General features: G+C 62.7%; 18 protein-coding genes. 16 read left to right on the top strand and 2 right to left on the bottom strand.

The window, feature by feature from the left end; translation table 11 throughout:
* Nucleotides 1-13 precede the first annotated feature (13 nt).
* Nucleotides 14-2,185 (top strand): primosomal protein N', encoded by a 2,172-nt coding sequence (locus K663_RS04540; RefSeq protein ID WP_062114616.1) that lies wholly within the window; start codon nt 14-16, stop codon nt 2,183-2,185.
* Nucleotides 2,186-2,199: 14 nt separating this feature from the next.
* A complete protein-coding gene (locus K663_RS04535) occupies nt 2,200-2,352 on the top strand; it encodes a DUF1289 domain-containing protein (RefSeq protein WP_062114613.1) in 153 nt (50 codons plus the stop codon).
* A gap of 4 nt (nt 2,353-2,356) precedes the next feature.
* Here the strand turns inward: K663_RS04535 and ada are convergent, their stop codons facing one another.
* Entirely contained in the window at nt 2,357-3,418 is a 1,062-nt protein-coding gene (gene ada, locus K663_RS04530; RefSeq protein ID WP_062120343.1) for a bifunctional DNA-binding transcriptional regulator/O6-methylguanine-DNA methyltransferase Ada, read from the bottom strand.
* Between the two features lie 104 nt (nt 3,419-3,522).
* Between ada and K663_RS04525 the strand changes: the two genes are divergently transcribed.
* The 9 genes from K663_RS04525 to K663_RS04485 all read left to right on the top strand — a co-directional run bounded on the left by K663_RS04525 (nt 3,523) and on the right by K663_RS04485 (nt 13,759).
* On the top strand, nt 3,523-5,070 hold the full coding sequence (locus tag K663_RS04525) for a S1C family serine protease (RefSeq protein WP_062120339.1): 1,548 nt from the start codon (nt 3,523-3,525) through the stop codon (nt 5,068-5,070).
* 200 nt (nt 5,071-5,270) lie between these two features.
* Nucleotides 5,271-5,825, top strand: coding sequence for a F0F1 ATP synthase subunit delta (locus K663_RS04520; protein ID WP_062120336.1), 555 nt, complete (start codon nt 5,271-5,273; stop codon nt 5,823-5,825).
* A 2-nt stretch (nt 5,826-5,827) separates the two neighbouring features.
* Entirely contained in the window at nt 5,828-7,357 is a 1,530-nt protein-coding gene (gene atpA, locus K663_RS04515; protein ID WP_062114610.1) for a F0F1 ATP synthase subunit alpha, read from the top strand.
* 105 nt (nt 7,358-7,462) lie between these two features.
* On the top strand, nt 7,463-8,347 hold the full coding sequence (locus tag K663_RS04510; RefSeq protein WP_062114607.1) for a F0F1 ATP synthase subunit gamma: 885 nt from the start codon (nt 7,463-7,465) through the stop codon (nt 8,345-8,347).
* Between the two features lie 24 nt (nt 8,348-8,371).
* Entirely contained in the window at nt 8,372-9,817 is a 1,446-nt protein-coding gene (gene atpD, locus K663_RS04505; protein WP_062114604.1) for a F0F1 ATP synthase subunit beta, read from the top strand.
* Nucleotides 9,818-9,869: 52 nt separating this feature from the next.
* The gene (locus tag K663_RS04500) at nt 9,870-10,124 is read left to right on the top strand and encodes an ATP synthase F1 subunit epsilon (protein WP_062114601.1); all 255 of its coding nucleotides are present in this window, start codon (nt 9,870-9,872) and stop codon (nt 10,122-10,124) included.
* A gap of 192 nt (nt 10,125-10,316) precedes the next feature.
* The gene (locus K663_RS04495; RefSeq protein WP_235589519.1) at nt 10,317-11,087 is read left to right on the top strand and encodes a hypothetical protein; all 771 of its coding nucleotides are present in this window, start codon (nt 10,317-10,319) and stop codon (nt 11,085-11,087) included.
* A 99-nt stretch (nt 11,088-11,186) separates the two neighbouring features.
* Nucleotides 11,187-12,713, top strand: a complete 1,527-nt coding sequence (locus K663_RS04490; RefSeq protein WP_062114598.1) for a CpaF family protein — start codon at nt 11,187-11,189, stop codon at nt 12,711-12,713.
* A 209-nt stretch (nt 12,714-12,922) separates the two neighbouring features.
* Nucleotides 12,923-13,759 carry a DMT family transporter gene (locus K663_RS04485; RefSeq protein WP_235589557.1) on the top strand — a complete coding sequence of 279 codons (837 nt, stop codon included), beginning with the start codon at nt 12,923-12,925 and terminating at the stop codon, nt 13,757-13,759.
* A gap of 5 nt (nt 13,760-13,764) precedes the next feature.
* Here the strand turns inward: K663_RS04485 and K663_RS04480 are convergent, their stop codons facing one another.
* Nucleotides 13,765-14,196: an OsmC family protein gene (locus K663_RS04480; RefSeq protein WP_062120326.1), complete on the bottom strand. Its 432-nt coding sequence runs from the start codon at nt 14,194-14,196 to the stop codon at nt 13,765-13,767.
* An 83-nt stretch (nt 14,197-14,279) separates the two neighbouring features.
* Between K663_RS04480 and K663_RS04475 the strand changes: the two genes are divergently transcribed.
* From K663_RS04475 to panB, 5 genes are all read left to right on the top strand, one after another.
* Entirely contained in the window at nt 14,280-14,645 is a 366-nt protein-coding gene (locus tag K663_RS04475; RefSeq protein ID WP_062114595.1) for a PRC-barrel domain-containing protein, read from the top strand.
* Nucleotides 14,646-14,797: 152 nt separating this feature from the next.
* Entirely contained in the window at nt 14,798-15,466 is a 669-nt protein-coding gene (locus K663_RS04470) for an RBBP9/YdeN family alpha/beta hydrolase (protein WP_062114591.1), read from the top strand.
* Nucleotides 15,467-15,559: 93 nt separating this feature from the next.
* Nucleotides 15,560-15,751, top strand: coding sequence for a YezD family protein (locus K663_RS04465; RefSeq protein ID WP_062114588.1), 192 nt, complete (start codon nt 15,560-15,562; stop codon nt 15,749-15,751).
* Between the two features lie 131 nt (nt 15,752-15,882).
* Complete coding sequence (locus K663_RS04460) at nt 15,883-18,321, top strand: TonB-dependent receptor (protein ID WP_062114586.1); 2,439 nt, start codon at nt 15,883-15,885, stop codon at nt 18,319-18,321.
* A gap of 90 nt (nt 18,322-18,411) precedes the next feature.
* Nucleotides 18,412-19,284 carry a 3-methyl-2-oxobutanoate hydroxymethyltransferase gene (gene panB, locus K663_RS04455; RefSeq protein ID WP_062114583.1) on the top strand — a complete coding sequence of 291 codons (873 nt, stop codon included), beginning with the start codon at nt 18,412-18,414 and terminating at the stop codon, nt 19,282-19,284.
* The last annotated feature ends 28 nt before the right edge of the window (nt 19,285-19,312 follow it).

The raw sequence follows: 19,312 nt of genomic DNA, 5'->3' as shown, positions 1-19,312 counted from the left end.
TAGGGAGGGGCAGATGAGTTCGCGCGCCCGTGTCATCCTGCTGAACGCCGCCCTCGGCCCGCTCGACTATCGCGTGCCGCACGGGATGAGCGTCACTCCCGGCAGCATCGTCGTCGCGCCGCTCGGACCGCGCCAGATCATCGGCGTCGTGTGGGAGGAAGACGCCTTCCCGGACGTCGAGACGGTCGGCGACAACCGCCTGCGCAACATCGTGGGCCTTGTCGATGCGCCGCCGGTCCCGGAAACGGTCCGCCGCTTGATCGAATGGACGGCGGACTATTATCTCGCGCCGATCGCCGCCGTTCTGCGCATGACCCTCGCCTCGATGAGCGCGCTCGAAGGCGCGCGCACCGTCATCGAATATCGCGCGACCGGTGACCTTACCGGCCGCATGACCGATCAGCGCGAACAGGCCATGGAACGCATCGGCGACCGGCAGGGACTGATCCGCGAACTCGCCCTGATCGGTGGGGTGAGCGACGCGGTGATCCGCGGCCTCGTGAAAGCAGGCGCGTTCGAAGCCGTCGAAGTCAGCATCGACACGCCCTATCCCGTCCCCGATCCGCATCACGCCCCGCCCGTCCTTTCCGACAAGCAGGCGGCCGCCGCCGCGCAATTCGTGCAGGCGGTGCAGGCACGCGACTTCGCGCCTTTCCTGCTCGACGGCGTCACCGGATCGGGCAAGACGGAAGTCTATTTCGAAGCCATCGCCGCCGCGATCGAGCAGGGGCGGCAGACCCTCGTCCTTCTACCCGAAATAGCCCTGACGGAGCCTTTCCTCGAAAGGTTCGAAAAGCGGTTCGGCACAGCGCCCATCAGCTGGCACAGCGGGCTGCGCCAGTCGGAGCGCCGCCGCGCCTGGCGCGCCATTGCATCGGGCGAGGCATCGGTCGTGGTGGGCGCACGCTCAGCCCTTTTCCTCCCCTATCCCAATCTCGGCCTGATCGTGGTCGATGAAGCGCATGAGGCCAGCTTCAAGCAGGAGGATGGCGTCCACTATCACGCCCGCGACGTCGCGGTGATGCGCGGGCTGATCGAAAAATTCCCGGTCATACTGGCGTCCGCGACCCCCGCCATAGAGACGAGGCATCAGGTCGAACTGGGCCGCTATCAGGAAATCAAGCTCCCCTCCCGTTTCGGCGGCGCGGAAATGCCGGGAATCGAGAGCGTCAACCTGCTCACCGATCCGCCGGAGCGCGGGCGCTGGATCGCCCCACCGCTCGTAAAAGCTATTGATGAGACGATGGAAAAGGGCGAGCAAATCCTCCTCTTCCTCAATCGCCGCGGCTATGCGCCGCTCACCCTCTGCCGCCATTGCGGCTATCGCTTCCAGTGCCCCAACTGCACTGCCTGGATGGTCGAACATCGCCTGACGAAGCGCCTCGCCTGCCATCATTGCGGCCATGTGATCCCGTCCCCCCGCTTCTGCCCGGACTGCAAGGAGGAGGACAGCCTGGTCGCCTGCGGTCCCGGCGTCGAACGCATTGCGGACGAGGTGAAGGCACTCTGGCCGCAGGCGCGCATCGCCATCGTCACCTCCGACACGCTCTGGTCCCCGGCCAAGGTCGCTGAATTCGTGAAGTCGGTGGAGGCCGGGGCGGTCGACATCATCGTCGGCACCCAGCTCGTCACCAAGGGCTATCATTTTCCCAATCTGACATTGGTCGGGGTCATAGACGCGGACCTCGGTCTGGAAGGAGGCGACCTGCGCGCGTCCGAACGCACGTTCCAGCAGATCGTTCAGGTGGCTGGCCGCGCGGGACGGGGCGAAAAGCCGGGGCGGGTGTTTATCCAGACCCGCATGCCCGAAGCCGAAGTCATCCAGGCGTTGATGGCGGGCGATTCGGAACGCTTCTACGAAGTCGAAACCGAAAACCGCCGCCGCGCCAACGCCCCGCCGTTCGGCCGATTCGCGGCGATCATCATATCCAGCGAAGATGCCGACGAAGCCGCTCAAGTGGCGCGCATGATCGGCAAGTCCGCGCCGCAAATCGACGGCATGCGCGTCTATGGCCCCGCGCCCGCGCCGCTTTCCGTCCTGCGCGGCCGCCATCGCCATCGCCTGCTGATCCACGCCACAAGGGCGACGGACGTGCAGGCCGCGATCCGGGAATGGCTGCGCAAGCTCAGCTGGAAATCAGCCACCCGCGTCGCGGTGGATGTCGATCCTTACAGCTTCATGTGATGGCCTGAACGTCCATGGAAAGCCCCTGCGTCAACATCTGCAAGCTGGACAAGGCAGGCCGCATCTGCACTGGCTGCGGCCGCACCACCGACGAAATCCGACGCTGGCGCGGCATGAGCAAGGCGGAACGCCGCGCGATCATGGAACGGCTCAAAGCCTCTTCCTAGATCCTCAGCGCCGCTTCTCCCGCGCCAGCAGCGCCTTCTTCCGCTCCAACCCATAAGCATAGCCGCCCAGGCTTCCATCCCGCCGCAGCACCCGGTGGCAGGGGATCAGCACCGCCAGCCCATTGTCCCCGCAGGCCGTGCCCGCCGCTCGCACCGCGCTTGGCCTGCCGACCGCCGCCGCGATCTCGCCATAGCTGCGCGTCTCGCCCGGCGGTATGGCGCGTAACGCTGCCCACACCGCCTGCTGGAACGCCGTGCCGTTCACATCCAGCGGCAAGTCCAGCGGCCGCGCAGGCTCCTCGATCAAGCGAACCACCTCCGCCGCCAGCCCTTCCAATGCCGCATCCGCAGGCAACAGCTCCGCCTTGGGAAAGCGCCGCCGCAGCTCTGCCTCGTCCTCATCAAAACTGATCCGGCACAGTCCCTTGGCCGTGGCGGCGACCAGCACAGGGCCAAGGGTCGATTCCATCACCACATGGCGGATCGTGACACCCCGCCCGCCATCTTTCCAAGCGCTCGGCGTCATGCCCAAATGCCGCTGCGCATCGGCATAGGCACGGCTGGGCGCATTATATCCTGCCTCATAGATCGCGCTGGTGACGCTCTCACCCGCCGCCAGCGCCGCCTTCAGCCGCTCCGCGCGCAACGAACGGGCATAGGCGGCGGGGGTCAGCCCCGTTTCCCGCTTGAACACCCGGTGGAAATGATGCGGCGCATAGCCCGCATGGGCGGCGATTTCCTCCAGCGAAGGCGGAGTTTCAGCCGCGCCGATAAAGGCTTGCGCCGCCTCCACCGCCAGGCGATCGCGCCCCACCTCATCGGGCCGGCAGCGCAGGCATGCGCGAAAGCCCGCCTCACGCGCCGCCGCCGGGTCGGGCAGGAAGATCATATTTTCCCGCCGGGGATGCCGCGCAGCGCAGCTTGGCTTGCAATAAATGCCGGTGGTCAGCACCGCACCGACAAACCGCCCATCCAGGCTCCGATCGCGTCGTAGAAAGGCGTCCCAGCAAGCCTGGGCGTCCAATAATTCCTGCATCGGGAAGGAAATGTCGATCATCTGGTTCATGCTTATGGAATAGCAGGGCGGCGGTGACCAGCCTTCCCACCGCTTGCGCTCAAAGCATTTCTCCATTGCCTAAGTCCGGGCTTCGCATATGAATGCGCCGGATCATGGCCGCACTTTTCCGCCACCTCTGCCTTCTGCTCGCCCTCGCCCTGCCCGCTGCGGCTTCGGCGGAACAGCAGGATATCGCCGCTGCCGCGCGTGGCGTTGTCCGCATCGCCATCGTCGCGACGGATGGCAACGAAGCCTATTTTGTCGGCCATGGCAGCGGCTTTGCCGTCGCACCGGACAAGGTGATCACCAACGCCCATGTCGTCGAACTGACGCGCGAGGAAAAAAACCTGGTCATCGGAGTCATCCCCTCTGAAGGTCGCAAAAGCTATGGAGGCCGGGTCATCGCCTATTCGCCGGGCAACGATCTTGCGCTGATCCAACTGGAGGAAGGCAGCCTTCCCGTCAGCACCTTTTACGCCGGTGCGCTCAGCGATGGGCAGCATGTGACGGCCATAGGCTATCCCGGCACTGTAGATCGGGCGCAGGGCCTGGGCCTCAAGCAGATGGTTGAACCGCTCAGCACCGTGAAGACGAGCGGCAATATCTCGTCGGGACGCTCCAGCCAGAGCTTCGACACGATTCTCCATACCGCGCCGCTTGCCGCCGGGAACAGCGGCGGCCCGCTGGTCGATGACTGTGGCCGGGTGCTGGGCGTCAACAGCTTCGGCTCGGTGTCGGACGGCAATGACGCAGAGTTCGGATTCGCGGTGTCCTGGCGGGAAGTGGCCTCATTCCTCCGCCAGGCGGGCGTTTCCTCGCTCCGCACGGTTGTACAGTGTCGGTCCATGGCCGAAGCGGACGCCGCCGAAGCCGCGCTGACCCAGCGAGAAACGCAGCAGATCGAGCAATCGGAACGCGCCAGGACGGACGCACGCGAAGCAGCGCTTCAAAAAGCCCGTGACAGCGCGGAGCAAGATGTCATCTCCAGCCGCGAGAATGCAATGGCGGGCGCCGCCGTGTTGCTGGCGATCGCGGTGCTGGGCCTGGGCGCCGGCGGGCTTTCCTACAGCCAGGGCCGCGAACGCCGCGCGACCTGGTTGCTGGCGGGCGGCGGCGTGCTGCTGCTTGGCGCTTTCGCGCTGTTCTTCCTGAAACCCAGCTTTTCGAGCATCGATGAGCGCGTAAAACTGCCAGAGGACAACCGGGTCGCTGGCAACAGCGCCTATGCCTGGGAAGGCGAGAATGTCTGCCGGGTCGATCTCAACCGCAGCCGCCTGACGATTTCGGAAGCGAACGACATTCCCTTTAACTGGACGGCCACCGGATGCGCCAATGGCAACAGCCAATATGTCAGTTCGGGCAACGACTGGGAACGCGCCACAGTCCCGGATTCCGGCAATTTCATCACGATCAGCCGCTTCGATCCCGCAGGGGGCATGCTCCGCGTAGAACGCTGGCTGCCTGATAGCGATACAATGGATAAAGCGCGCGCGCTGCTCAGCGACGTTCCGACCAAGGCATGCGGAACCGATTCTGACCTTCTGGCCGATATCGCCGCGCTGCGCTCCAATCTTGCCGCTCTGTTGCCCGCACAGCCCAATGAGCGATTGGTCTATCGCTGCCGCAAGGGCCGCCTTGCTCCACCCGATCCGACCAACTGACCGGATTCTCCCGGCGGAATGATCCGGCGGACGACCTTGATTTCATCCTTGTGACGGAATCGCGTTCCATGGCTTGCATAGTCATAATCCCGCTGCTAACCGGCCCGGCAACAGGGGAACGGGACGGATAAGACCGCGCCCCTCTTTTTGCATGACCGGCAAATCAAGTGCCAGTGAACTCAATGGAGGACGGTAAGCGCGTGGAGACTACCGGCGGCATACAGGCCAGCCTCAGCGGACGCTACGCGGTTGCGCTGTTCGATCTGGCTCGCGACGGCAACGCCCTGGACACCGTGGCGACCAGCCTCGGCGCGATCAAGGCGGCTATTGCCGAATCGGCTGATTTCAAGGGGCTCATCAACAATCCCGTGCTCAGCCGCGACGCTGCCGGGAAAACGATCGCCGCCGTCGCATCCTCCATGGGCATCGATCCGCTGACGACGAAATTTCTCGGCGTCCTCGCGGAAAATCGCCGCCTGACCCAATTGCCCGCGATCATCCGCGCCTATGAAACGCTCCTGTCGAATCACAAGGGCGAAGTTCGGGCCGATGTGACGAGCGCGCATCCGCTCGACGCCAGCCAGCTTTCCGCCCTGCAGCAGAGCCTGCGCGCCCGTGTCGGCCGCGACGTCGCGCTCGATGCAAAGGTTGATCCCGCGATCCTCGGCGGGCTGGTCGTGAAGATCGGCAGCCAGATGATCGATTCCTCCATCCGCACCCGTTTGAATAGTCTCGCCCAGGCGATGAAAGGCTGAACATGGATATCAACGCCGCAGAAATTTCGAAGGTCATCAAGGACCAGATCGCCAATTTCGGCACCGAAGCGCAGGTGAGCGAAGTCGGTTCCGTGCTGACCGTGGGTGACGGCATCGCCCGCGTCCATGGCCTCGACAACGTCCAGGCGGGCGAAATGGTCGAGTTCGCCAATGGCGTGCAGGGCATGGCGCTTAATCTGGAGGCCGACAATGTCGGCGTCGTGATCTTCGGCTCGGACGCCGAGATCAAGGAAGGCGACACCGTCAAGCGCACCGGCACCATCGTCGATGTTCCTGTCGGCAAGGGCCTGCTGGGTCGCGTCGTGGACGGCCTCGGCAACCCGATCGATGGTAAGGGCCCGATCGTGTCCGACCAGCGTATGCGCGTCGAGCGCAAGGCACCCGGCATCATCCCGCGCACCTCGGTCCATGAGCCCGTGCAGACAGGCCTCAAGGCGATCGACACGCTCGTTCCCGTCGGCCGTGGCCAGCGCGAACTGATCATCGGCGATCGCCAGACCGGCAAGACCGCCGTCGCGATCGACACCTTCATCAACCAGAAGACCGCGAATGCGGGCGATGACGAGAGCAAGAAGCTCTATTGCATCTACGTCGCGATCGGCCAGAAGCGCTCGACCGTGGCGCAGATCGTCAAGCAGCTCGAAGAAAATGGCGCGATGGAATATTCGATCGTCGTCGCCGCGACCGCTTCGGAGCCAGCCCCGCTCCAGTATCTCGCACCCTATACCGGCGTGACCATGGGCGAATATTTCCGCGACAACGGCATGCATGCCGTCATCGTCTATGACGATCTGTCCAAGCAGGCCGTCGCCTATCGCCAGATGTCGCTGCTGCTGCGTCGTCCTCCGGGCCGCGAAGCCTATCCCGGTGACGTTTTCTATCTGCACAGCCGCCTGCTGGAGCGCGCGGCCAAGATGAACAGCGACAATGGTTCGGGTTCGCTGACCGCGCTCCCGATCATCGAAACCCAGGCGGGCGACGTGTCGGCCTATATCCCGACCAACGTGATCTCGATCACCGACGGCCAGATCTTCCTCGAAACCAACCTCTTCTACCAGGGCATCCGTCCGGCCATTAACGTCGGCCTGTCGGTGTCGCGCGTCGGTTCCGCCGCGCAGACCAAGGCGATGAAGAAGGTTTCCGGCTCGATCAAGCTGGAGCTGGCCCAGTATCGCGAAATGGCGGCCTTCGCCCAGTTCGGTTCGGACCTCGACGCTTCAACCCAGAAGCTGCTGAACCGTGGCGCGCGCCTGACCGAGCTGCTCAAGCAGGCCCAGTTCTCGCCGCTGCCGTTTGAAGAGCAGACCGCGTCGATCTTCGCTGGCACCAACGGCTATCTCGACACCATCCCGGTCAAGGATGTGACGCGTTATGAAGAGCTGATGCTCGCCTATCTGCGCCACGACCATGCCGATGTGCTGGCCGCCATCCGCGACAGCAAGGATCTGGGCGACGACGCCAAGGCGAAGCTGAAGGCCGCGCTCGACAGCTTCGGCAAGACGTTTGCGTAATAACTAATCCGTCATCCCAGCGAAGGCTGGGATCTCAAGCCCCAAGGTTCAACCTGGCGGCACGAGATCCTGACCTTCGTCAGGATGACGAACAGAAGGTTCGTCATGGCAAGCCTCAAGGAACTGAAGATCCGGATCGGGTCGGTCAAATCGACCCAGAAGATCACCAAGGCGAAGCAGATGGTCGCCGCGGCGAAGCTGCGCAAGGCGCAGGCGGCCGCCGAAGCCGCGCGCCCCTATTCCAGCCGCCTGGAAGCAGTCGTCGCCAGCCTCGCGTCGAAAATCGCAGGCGGTTCGGGCGAAGGCGCGTCTCCGCTGCTGGCCGGAACTGGCAAGGACGACGTCCATCTGCTGGTCGTCGCCAACTCTGACCGTGGCCTTGCCGGCGCGTTCAACGCCAACATCGTCAAGGCCGCCCGCGCCAAGGCCGACGAGCTGATCCAGCAGGGCAAGACCGTCCGCTTCTACCTGATCGGCCGCAAGGGCCGTCCGGTCATCAACCGCACCTTCCCCGGCATGATCGTGGCGCAATATGACACCACCGGCCTCAAGGAACCGGGCTACTCCCAGGCCGAAGCGATCGCGCATGAGCTGACTGACATGTATCTGAACGGCAAGTTCGATGTCGCGCACCTCTTCTTCTCGCGCTTCAAATCGGCCCTGGCCCAGATCCCGACCGAACAGCAGATCATTCCGGTCAAGATCCCGGAAGATGCTGACCGCAACGCTATCGCTGCGACGGTCGAATATGAACCGAGCGAGGAAGCAATCCTCGACGACCTGCTGCCGCGCAACATCACGGTGCAGATCTTCAAGGCGCTGCTGGAAAACAACGCGTCCGAACAGGGCGCATCGATGACCGCCATGGACAATGCGACCCGCAACGCCGGCGACCTCATCAACAAGCTGACCATTCAGTACAACCGCAGCCGTCAGGCCGCGATCACCACCGAACTGGTCGAAATTATCTCGGGCGCCGAAGCCCTTTAAGATCACGCACGCAAGGAAGCAGTCATGGCAACCACCAACAATGTAGGCCGCATCTCGCAGGTCATCGGCGCTGTCGTCGACGTGACCTTCCCCGATGCGCTCCCCGCTATTCTCTCGGCGCTGGAAACCAGCAACAACGGCCAGCGCCTGGTGCTGGAAGTCGCCCAGCATCTGGGTGAAAACACCGTCCGCACCATCGCGATGGACTCGACCGACGGCCTGACCCGCGGTCAGGAAGTGACCGACACCGGTTCGCAGATCCGCGTTCCCGTTGGCCCTGCCACCCTCGGCCGCATCCTGAACGTCGTCGGCGAGCCGATCGATGAACGCGGCCCGGTGAATGCGGCAATGACCGCGCCGATCCACGCCAAAGCCCCGGATTTCGTCGATCAGTCGACCGAAAGCTCGATCCTGGTCACCGGCATCAAGGTCATCGACCTTCTCGCTCCCTATGCGAAGGGCGGCAAGATCGGCCTGTTCGGCGGTGCGGGCGTCGGCAAGACCGTGCTCATCCAGGAACTGATCAACAACATCGCGAAGGGCCATGGCGGCACCTCGGTGTTCGCTGGCGTCGGTGAGCGTACCCGCGAGGGCAACGACCTTTATCACGAATTCCTCGACGCCGGCGTTATCGCCAAGGACGCCGACGGCAACGCGATCAGCGAAGGCTCCAAGGTGGCTCTGGTTTACGGCCAGATGAACGAGCCGCCGGGCGCACGCGCTCGCGTCGCCCTGTCGGGCCTCACCATCGCGGAATATTTCCGCGACCAGGAAGGCCAGGACGTGCTGTTCTTCGTCGACAACATCTTCCGCTTCACCCAGGCGGGTGCGGAAGTGTCGGCGCTGCTGGGCCGTATTCCTTCGGCCGTGGGTTACCAGCCGACGCTGGCGACCGACATGGGCGCCCTTCAGGAACGCATCACCTCGACCAACAAGGGTTCGATCACCTCGGTGCAGGCCGTGTACGTCCCCGCGGACGATTTGACCGATCCGGCGCCCGCGACGTCCTTCGCTCACTTGGACGCCACCACCGTTCTCAACCGCGCCATTTCGGAACTGGGCATCTATCCGGCGGTCGATCCGCTGGACTCGACCAGCCGCGTCCTTGAGCCGCGCACCGTGGGTCAGGAACATTATGACACCGCCCGCGCGGTGCAGTCGATCCTGCAAAAGTACAAGTCGCTTCAGGACATCATCGCGATCCTGGGCATGGACGAGCTGTCCGAAGAGGACAAGCTGACCGTCGCCCGCGCACGCAAGCTCCAGAAGTTCCTGTCGCAGCCCTTCCACGTCGCCGAAGTCTTCACCGGCATCTCGGGCAAGTTCGTCCAGATCGAAGACACGGTAAAGTCGTTCAAGGCCGTGGTCGAAGGCGAATATGACCATCTGCCCGAAAACGCCTTCTACATGGTCGGCGGCATCGACGAAGCCATCGAAAAGGCGAAGAAGCTGGCTGCCGAAGCGGCGTAAGCGAACTCATGACACCCCTCCCCAAGCGGGGAGGGTGCATAGGACATAAAGAATGGCACTGCATTTCGAACTCGTGACCCCGGAAAAGCTCGTCCGCTCGGAAGAGGTCTATCAGGTCGTCGTTCCCGGCACCGATGGCGACTTCGGCGTGCTGGAAGGCCACGCGCCCTTCATGTCGACCGTCCGCGACGGCGCGATCCAGATCTTCGCCAGCGCCACTTCGGCCCCCGAAGTCATCCCCGTTCAGGGCGGCTTTGCGGAGGTCAACGAAAAGGGCCTGACCGTCCTCGCTGAGCATGCTGGCTGAGATCCATCTGCAACACCACGACCTAGCCGATACCATCAAGGCCGCCTCCTCCCCGGGAGCGCGGCCTTTGTGATGGTTAGCCAAGCGTTAACCTCGGTCGATTAGGAGACCTGTGCGCCCCATTGGCCCTGAGCGGCAAGCTATTGGGAGCGAATCGCTTGGGCCATTATCCTGGGAATGGCGGTGCTGCCGGTGCTGGATGTGTTAGCGATCAGGGCTTTCCGCATGCCGGGAATGCTGTGGCTCAACGGCATACTCGCAGTTTACGGCATATCTTGGCTAAACGGCGATAGACGCGGCTTTCCCCCCATCTTCCTGTGGCTCGCACTTCTGTGGTGGATCATCTGCGCCTGGAGCTATATCGACATCGATCTTGCCGGGCAGCTGCACCACAGCCTCACTCTGGCGGCGTTGGCGCTGACCTATTTGGCCGTCTTGGCCTCTGGCTTCCTGCTCTATCTCGCCCCGATCCGCAGTCCTTTTCTGGCCGGACTATCCATTCTCTTTTATCGAGGCATCGCGATCGCGCTGCTAGCGGCGATGCTGATGATCCTTGGCGGACTGATGGTCCGGCGATTGGTCCGGCTGGATCTGCCCACGCTGATCGGCGCGGTCGGACTCTCGCTCGCCTTCAACATCGCGTTTCTCATCTCCTTGCCGGTCACATTCGACCGTTCGATCACGATGTTCCTGCTTGCCCGGATCGAGCAGCATGACGGCCGGCTCGATGGACGGGGTCTGGAAGAGTTGTTCATTCGCGAATATCTGGGCGACATGCGGCAGATCGACCGGCGGATCGCCGAACAAAGCCTCTCGGGCAATATCCGCGTGACCGATGGGCGCATCTTCCTTACGCCGCAAGGCGAAAAACTGCTAGTGGGCGGCCGTACCGTCGGTGGATGGTTCCGCGCCGATCCGCGCTTCGTTACCGCGCCTGCCCCACGCGTGGCTCCCCGCCATTAGCCATTTGTCAAAGTTTCCGGCCTATTCACCATTCCCAGCCATATTTGATCGGCCCCTTTGTGATTGGCTGGGCCGATTGGAACATACCGGCGGAGAATTATGAGCGCGTTTGGACGGAAAAATGGACCTGCCGGCATCAAGCCGGGATTCGGCGTGGCCCGCCCGATGCAGGGCGGATTGCCTCGCGAAGAAGTGCGGGGCGGGGATCAGTTTCCGCCGCTGGACATGGCTCCGCTGCCTGCTGAAACGGCGGTAGATCCGCTATCCGCACCGACCAGCCAGATGCAGCGCAACGCCGACGCGTTACAGCGCCTTTCCGACCGTGCCAATGCCGAACATGTGCCCGACGCGGGGCCCCAGGGTTTTGAAGCATCGGTCCACAAGATCAAGGAACAGGTTCTTCCCCGCCTGCTCGAACGGGTCGATCCGGAAGCGGCCGCGACGCTCAGCAAGGATGAACTGGCCGAAGAATTCCGGCCAATCATCATGGAGGTGCTGGCTGAACTCAAACTGACGCTCAACCGGCGCGAGCAGTTCGCACTGGAAAAGGTGCTGGTGGACGAGCTTCTGGGCCTTGGCCCGTTGGAGGAATTGCTGGCCGATCCCGACGTCACCGACATCATGGTCAACGGCCCCGACCAGACCTATATCGAAAAGAAGGGCAAGCTCACGATCGCGCCGATCAAGTTCCGCGATGAAGAGCATCTATTCCAGATCGCGCAGCGCATCGTGAACAAGGTGGGCCGCCGCGTCGATCAGACCACGCCGCTGGCCGACGCCCGCCTGCCCGACGGCAGCCGCGTCAACGTGATCGTGCCGCCGCTGTCGCTGCGCGGCACCGCCATCTCGATCCGTAAGTTCTCGGCCAAGCCGATCACGCTCGACAATCTCGCGCAGTGGGGTGCAATGAGCCAGAAGATGTGCACCGCGCTCAAGATCGCGGGCGCATGCCGCATGAATATCGTCATTTCGGGTGGCACCGGCTCGGGCAAGACGACTATGTTGAACGCCCTGTCGAAGATGATCGACCCGGGCGAGCGCGTGCTGACCATCGAGGACGCGGCCGAACTGCGCCTGCAACAGCCGCACTGGCTGCCGCTGGAAACGCGCCCCCCGAACCTTGAGGGCCAGGGCGCGATCACCATCGGCGATCTCGTCAAGAACGCCCTGCGTATGCGTCCTGACCGCATCATCCTGGGCGAAATTCGCGGCGCGGAGTGCTTCGACCTGCTCGCCGCAATGAACACGGGCCACGACGGCTCCATGTGCACCCTTCACAGCAACTCGCCCCGCGAATGCTTGGGTCGTATGGAGAATATGATCCTGATGGGCGACATCAAGATCCCGAAGGAAGCCATCTCAAAGCAGATCGCCGACTCGGTGGACCTCATCGTCCAGGTGAAGCGCCTGCGCGACGGTTCCCGCCGTGTCACCAATGTGACCGAGGTGATCGGCATGGAGGGCGATGTCATCGTCACGCAGGAACTGTTCAAGTTCGAATATCATGACGAGGATGACAGCGGGAAGATTGTCGGCGAATATCGCTCCATGGGCCTGCGTCCCTATACGCTGGACAAGGCGCGGCAGTTCGGTTTCGATCAGCCCTTCCTGGAGGCATGCCTTTGATGTGACCGGCTTGGCTGCGGGTGATCGCCCCGTTCCGCCAACCAGGGAGATCCCTCTTTCTACGCTAAGCGGTTGCGCCATCGTTTCAGCCAATTAAAGCGAACGCCGTGCAACCGCCCGCCCCTACAAGCCCCCCGGAGGAAATACCGCCTCCGCTGCCTAGCCGCGACGAACACCCGCTGTCGGGGATCCGCCTGCGCATAGTGGCGATGATCTTCCTGGCGGCGATGTTCGCATTGGGTAAAGTGATCAGCGCGCGCGGGGTCGCCCTGGGCGAACTTCTCTTCTATCGTCAGGCACTGGCGCTGCCGCTGATACTTGCCTGGGTCGCGATGACGGACGGCTTGGTCTCCGTGCGCACCAACAGGCTGGGCGTGCATGTCAGCCGGACCGCGCTGGGCCTTACCGGCATGGCCCTTAATTTCGGCTCCTACCTGCTTTTGCCGCTGACGGAAGCCACCGCGATCGGCTTCACCATGCCGATCTTCGCCACGCTGCTGTCGGCGTTGATCCTGCGGGAAAGCACAGGCCCGCACCGCTGGGCCGCCATCCTGCTGGGCTTTGTCGGCATCATCGTCATGATCCGCCCCGATAGCGCCCATTTCCCCCCACTCGGGCTTGCCGTCGCCATCACCGCGGCGGTCCTGACTGCGTGCATCAGCCTGATCCTGCGCGACCTTGGCCGGACCGAAAAGCCAGGCGTCATCGTCTTCTGGTTCACCATACTTTCACTGCCGCCACTCGGCCTGGCGATGCTGTTCGTCGGCAAAGCGCATGACCCGCTTACCTGGGCGCTGCTCGCCGCGCTCGGGCTGACGGGCGGGATCGGCCAGCTTTGCATGACCGGCGCCTTGAGCCGCGCGCCGATATCGGTCGTGCTGCCCATGGATTACAGCATGATCATCTGGTCCACCTTGCTCGGCGCGCTGATCTGGGGCGAATGGCCGATACCGACAACCTGGATCGGCGCCATATTCATCATCGTCAGTGGCCTCTACATTGCCTGGCGGGAGCATGTCCGCACCCGCCGCTCCGCATTGGCCTGATCCGCTCAGCCCAACAGTTCGGCATCCAGACTTATCTGAGCATTCAGCAGCTTTGACACGGGACAATTTGCCTTGGCCTTTGCCGCCAGTTCGTGGAACTGCGCATCATCCGCGCCGGGGATACGAGCCTTCAGAGTCAATTTGCTTGCCGTGATGGCAAAGCCGCCCTCCTGCTGTTCCAGCGTGACGACGGCGTTGGTTTCCATCTTTTCGGCAGTCAGCCCGGCTTCGCCCAATATCAGGGAAAGCGCCATGGTGAAGCAGGATGCATGAGCTGCCGCGATCAGCTCTTCAGGGTTCGTCCCCGGCACGCCCTCAAACCGCGTCCCAAAGCCGTAGGGATGCGCGTCCAGCGCGCCGCTCTGAGTGGAAATCGCGCCCTTTCCATCCTTCAGGCCACCGCTCCATACCGCTGATCCGCTACGATTGATCTTCATATGATCCTCCTGCCAATAGGGGGGAACCCCGCCGATCCTGCTCGGTTTCATTCTTATAACCGATTCCCTGCAGGAGCGTGATCATGACCAACCCGGCAACAGAACAACCCAGCGATCTCATCGCTTCGGACAAGGTCGAAGGCACGGCCGTCTATAACCGGGACGGCGACAGGCTGGGCCATATCTCCAACCTCATGGTGGACAAGCGCAGCGGCCAGGTGCGCTATGCCGTCCTCTCCTTCGGCGGCTTCCTGGGCCTGGGCAACGATCATTATCCGCTGCCGTGGTCGATGCTGGAATATGACACGGGAAAAGGGGGATATCTCGTCGATCTTACCAAGGAACAGCTTAACGACGCGCCCCGCCATATGCCCGGCATGCAGCCCGACTATGATGAGACCTACGGCCGCACCGTATTTTCCTATTACGGACTGATCTATCCTTGGTGAGGCTCCTCTTACGGTCATCGATATAGGAAGACCGTAAGCTGAACCGCCGATGAATCCGGCTGCCTAAATCCGGACACATTTGATCGCTTCGCTATTGTCTACTTAAAGAATAGAATTATCTTCTCGTCCTGCAACTGGAGGAGGATCACGCCATGGAGCGATTTGGACATCTGGGTGACGCACGCAATCCGGTCGTGCTGACCATACCGGGCCTCAACAATAGCGGACCGGATCATTGGCAGAGCCTTTGGGAATGCAGACGCGGCGATTGCCAGCGGGTCGATCTGGGCAGTTGGGCCAGCCCTGGCCGTAACGCCTGGGTCACGCGGCTCGACGCCGCCATTCGGGAAACGGACGGGCCGATCATCCTGGCGGCACACAGTCTGGGCTGCCTCGCCGTGGCCTGGTGGGGGGCGTTACAAAGCCAGGCTTATGGCTGGCCAGTGACCGGGGCGCTGCTAGTCGCTCCGCCCGATTGCGACAGGATGGAAACGCCTGAAACGATCGGCGGGTTCGGCCCCACGCCGCGTGGGCAATTGCCTTTCCCCTCCTTCGTCGTGGCAAGCCGGAACGACCCCTATATTTTCTTCGAGCGGGCACACAGCATCGCGAAAAATTGGGGCAGCACCTTCGTCGATGCAGGCTTATGCGGCCATATCAACGCCGATTCCAATCTTGGCGAATGGGACTTCGGCCAAATGCTGCTCGACCGGCTGATCGACGATGCGCACGAACAGGCCTCTGTGATGCGGCAAATGCGGCCAGCCGTAGCCCTTCCCCATCATGAAAGACGATTGAACGCATTGCGGGTGATCAACTGATCTGACGGGTGCCACAAGACTGGCTTGGGCGCCCCATATATTTGCTTTTTTGTCTATTAAATCAGTTGAGATAAGGTCGCGTCAGAGGTGCTTATGAGTGACAGTCCAACAATCCCATTCGCCAGCAACGGCGGTGCAAAAAGCCAGCGGCAGGACATCGCCGTCAGCGTGGAAAAGATTCGCGGCGTACTTGAGGCGCTGCGTTTCGGGTCGATCACCTTGACCGTGCACGACGCGCGGGTCGTCCAGATCGACGTGACGGAAAAGACCCGTCTGACCTCCTGAGACCGGACCGACTGTAAATGGCTGGCGGCCGGAATGAGCCGCTGACAGACCATATCATTCCAACATCATCGGTTTTGACCGGACCACCGGAAATGCCGCGATCAACATTCACCGAAATAAGGGGAATTTTTATGATTGCGCGTTCCTTGTTGCTCGCCACCACGGCGAGCGCATCCTTCATTGCGTCCGGCGTCCATGCGGCGGACAGCGTTCCAGCCGCCGCCGACGCCACCGCAGAGCAAAACAGCCCGCGCGGCGATGTGATCATCGTCACGGCGCGCCGCCGTGCGGAAACGGCGCAGGAAGTGCCGCTGGCCATCTCCGTCATCCGCGGCGACAGCATTGAGGCGACCGGCAATTTCAACGTCGTGAAGCTCCAGCAGCTTGCGCCCACGCTTCAGGTCTACACCACCAACCCGCGCAACACCTCGGTCAACATCCGTGGCCTGGGCGTGCCGTTCGGCCTCACCAGCGACGGTTTCGAACAGGGTGTCGGCATCTATGTCGATGATGTCTATAATTCGCGCGTCGCCGCAGCGACCTTCGACTTCCTCGACGTCTCTCAGGTTGAGGTGCTGCGCGGACCGCAGGGCACGCTCTACGGCAAGAACACCACGGCAGGCGCGATCAACATCACGACCAACCAGCCGACCTTCGATTTTGAAGGCCGCGCCGAACTGTCCGTCGGCAACCTCAACTACCGGCAGGCAAAGGCCGCCATATCCGGCCCGCTGTCGGACACGGTCGCTGCGCGCCTCGCCGTTGCGGCGACCAGCCGCCGGGGCACGATTTACAACCTGACCTCGCAACGCTGGATCAACGAGCAGGACAATCTCGGCCTGCGCGGTCAGCTATTGTTTCAGCCAAACGACGACCTCAGCGTCACGCTATCGGGCGACTATAGCAGGCAGGATCCCGAATGCTGCGGCACGGTCTTCGTGCGGGTCGGCACGACACAACGCGCGCTCGCCCGCCAATATGACGCCTTGGCCGCTGCGCAAAATTATGTGGTTCCCAGCCGCAATCCCTATGATCGCCTCACCGATCTCGACAGCAACCTGAACGCTGGCAACAAGATCGGCGGCGTGTCTGCCCGCGTAAAGTGGGATGTCGGCCCCGGCACGCTGACTTCCGTGACCGCCTGGCGCTTCTGGGACTGGAAACCGGAAAATGACCGCGACTTCACGGGCCTGTCGATCGTGTCCAGATCGCAGAACCCGTCTCAGCAGGACCAGTATAGCCAGGAATTCCGCTATAATTACGACAGCGACAAGATTGACTTCGTCGTCGGCCTGTTCGGCTTCAAGCAGCGCATCGACACGCAGGGCACCGAGCAGCAGGGCGCCAACGCCAGCCGCTGGAGCCTGACCGGCGCGCTGGCGAACGATCCCACCGTTCTGCAAGGACTGACGGCCAGCAACACACAATGGCTCAAGAGCAGGAGTGCGGCCCTGTTCGGTCAATTGAGCTGGCATGTGAACGACGCGCTCACTATTCAGCCGGGCGCGCGCCTCAACTATGACAAGAAGTCCGGCTTCTACCAGCGCATCGTGACCAATGGTCAGGGGCAGGTCATCAGCTGTACCCCCGCCCCTGCTGCGGGTACGGTTCTGGCCGCGCAATGCGGCGTCTACCAGCCGCAGGTCAGCGCCCCGTCCGACAGCGCCTGGAACTTCACCTACGACGTCAACATCAACTACAAGATCGCACCGGACATCCTGGCCTATGCGACCTATGCCAAGAGCTTCAAGACGCTGGGCATCAACCAGAATGGCCTGCCGCTCAATGCCGACAATAGCGTGAATTATGACGCGGGCACCGTGAAGCCGGAATCGGTGCATCATTTGGAAGTCGGCTTGAAAACCCAGTTCTGGGATCGGCGGGCGACCTTCAATATCACCGCCTTCCGCACGGAGATCAGCAATTTCCAGGCGACGGTGAATGGTGGCCAGTTCGGCACCGTGCGCGGCTATCTCGCCAATGCGGAAAAGGTCCGGTCGCAGGGCATTGAGGCCGACTTCAAGGTCGTCGCCAGCGACCGCTTCACCGCTTATGCCAACGGCGCATTCACCGATGCAAAGTACAAGAAGTTCACGAATGCCCCCTGCCCGCCCGAACTGTCCGGCGGCACATTACAGCCGGCAAACACAACGCCCGATTATTCGCAACCCGGCGTACCGGGCGCGCTCAGCCCGCGCCAGTGCGATATCTCCGGCCAGGATCTACCCGGCGTGTCAAAATGGGCCTTCTCCTACGGCGCGGAATATAACATTCCGGTGACGCTGCTGGACAAGGACGGTCAGGCCTATCTGGGCGTTGACGGCAACTATCGTTCGCATTGGAACTCCAACGCGTCCCCGTCCATCCATACCGAGGTGAAAGGCTATGCCCTCACCAACTTCCGCGCTGGCTTCCGGGGCGAAGGCTTTGACGTCTTCGGCTGGGTCCGCAACGCCTTCGATGTGAACTATATCGAGAATCTTCAGGTCGCTCCCGGCAATACCGGCCTGATCGCTGGCCAGGTGGGCGATCCCCGGACCTGGGGCGGAACGATCAAATTCTCGTTCTGACGGATTCAGCACCGGTTCGCGGCGGGGCATCATACCGCTTCGGCCGGGCTGGCATTTGCGCGCATCAGCCCGCTGCTGTAAAGCGCAGCCATGTCCACCACCTTCACGCTCGACACATCCACCAGCCGCGCCAATCCGACCCCTGCGCCGATGAAGCGGCTGACCGTCCCCGCCATCCAGCGCCGCAAGGCGGAGGGCAAAACGAACCAGCCACTGGTGATGCTGACCGCCTATACCGCGCGTCAGGCGCAACTGCTCGACCCCCATTGCGACATGCTGCTGGTCGGCGACTCGCTTGGCCAGGTCATCTATGGCCTGCCTTCGACCCTTGCCGTCACGCTCGACATGATGATTGCCCATGGCGCGGCGGTGGTCCGGGGCAGCTATCACAGCCTCGTCCTGGTCGACATGCCCTTCGGCAGCTATGAAGCATCCCCCGCCCATGCCTTTGCGAGCGCCAGCCGCGTCATGGCCGAAACCGGTTGCGCCGCAGTCAAGCTGGAGGGCGGTCAGGCCATGGCGGAAACCATCGCCTTCCTTTCCCAGCGCGGCATCCCGGTCATGGCCCATGTCGGCCTCACGCCGCAGGCCGTCAACGCGCTCGGCGGCTACGGCGCGCGTGGCAAGAGCCAGGAAGAACATGCCAAGATCATGGACGACGCCCGCGCCGTGGCTAAGGCGGGGGCCTTCGCCGTGGTCCTTGAAGGCGTAATGGAAGACCTTGCCATCGCCGTCACCGACAGCCTCGATATCCCCGTCATCGGTATCGGCGCTTCCGCGCATTGCGATGGCCAGGTGCTGGTTGCCGAGGACATGCTCGGCATGTTCGAACGCACCGCGCGCTTCGTCAAACGCTACGAAAATCTAGCTGACACCATCAGCGGCGCGGCCGAACGCTATGCCGCCGAAGTGCGCAACCGCAGCTTCCCGACCGCCGATCAGGTCTATCGGCCCAAAAAGTGATTTGCGCTAAGCGCCGCCGCCGCTATTG

The organism is Sphingobium sp. MI1205 (assembly GCF_001563285.1).
Classification (GTDB): Bacteria; Pseudomonadota; Alphaproteobacteria; order Sphingomonadales; family Sphingomonadaceae; genus Sphingobium.
The sequence above is the reverse complement of the archived record's forward strand: the minus strand, read 5'-3'. Positions and strand labels throughout refer to the sequence as shown.